At 75.2% G+C, this 1,163-nt stretch carries 1 protein-coding gene; it reads right to left on the reverse strand.

Translation table 11 applies throughout. From position 1 onward, the window contains the following. A partial coding sequence (locus AB0O00_RS40590) for a polyketide synthase (RefSeq protein ID WP_363659677.1) occupies positions 1-1,163 on the reverse strand: 1,163 nt, incomplete at both ends.

Consider the following 1,163-nt stretch of genomic DNA (forward strand, 5'->3'; position numbering starts at 1 on the left):
GCTCGGCCGTAGGCTCCGCCACGGGGGCCTCGGCCGGCGGCGCCTCCTCGACGATCACGTGCGCGTTCGTGCCGCTGATCCCGAAGGCCGACACGCCCGCGCGGCGCGGCCGGCCGGTCTGCGGCCACTCCTCGGCCTGGGTGAGCAGCCGGATGTCACCGGCCGTCCAGTCGACGTGCGAGGACGGCGCGTCGACGTGGAGCGTGCGGGGCAGGACGCCGTGCTGCATCGACAGCACGGCCTTCATCACGCCGGCCGCACCGGAGGCGGCCTGGGTGTGGCCGATGTTGGACTTCAACGAGCCGAGCAGCAGCGGCCGTTCGCGCCCCTGCCCGTACGTGGCGAGGAGCGCCTGGGCCTCGATCGGGTCGCCGAGCGGCGTGCCCGTGCCATGGCCCTCTACGGCGTCGACCTCACCGGCCGACAGCCCGGCATTGGCGAGCGCCTGGCGGATGACGCGCTGCTGCGAGGGCCCGTTGGGCGCCGTCAGCCCGTTCGACGCGCCATCCTGGTTCACCGCCGAGCCCCGGACGACCGCCAGCACCGGGTGCCCGTTGCGGCGCGCGTCGGACAGGCGCTCCAGCACCAGGACGCCCGCGCCCTCCGACCAGCCCGTCCCGTCGGCGCCGTCCGCGAACGCCTTGCAGCGCCCGTCCGGGGCCAGTCCGCCCTGCCGGGTGAAGCCGGGGAAGCCGAGCGAGGACGACATCACGGTGACGCCGCCGGCCAGGGCCAGCGTGCACTCGCCGCTCCGGAGGGACTGCGCGGCCAGGTGCATCGCCACCAGCGACGACGAGCACGCCGTGTCGACGGTGACCGCCGGGCCCTCCAGGCCGAAGGTGTAGGAGATCCGGCCGGAGAGCACGCTCGCCGTCAGGCCGGTGGTCGCGTGGCCCTCCATGTCCTCGTCCGAGTTCAGCACCACGCCGACGTAGTCGACGCCCGCCGTGCCGACGAACACGCCGGTCCGGGTGCCGCGCAGGCCCGCCGGGTCGATGCCGGCCCGCTCGAACGCCTCCCAGGACGTCTCCAGGAGGAGCCGCTGCTGCGGGTCCATCGCGAGGGCCTCACGCGGGGAGATCCCGAAGAAGCCGGCGTCGAACTCGCCCGCCGCGACGAACCCGCCCTCGATCGCCGCACTGCTGCCGCTGCCCTCGCCGAGC

Origin of the sequence: Kitasatospora sp. NPDC093558 (assembly GCF_040683475.1) — a bacterium.
Classification (GTDB): domain Bacteria; phylum Actinomycetota; class Actinomycetes; order Streptomycetales; family Streptomycetaceae; genus Kitasatospora.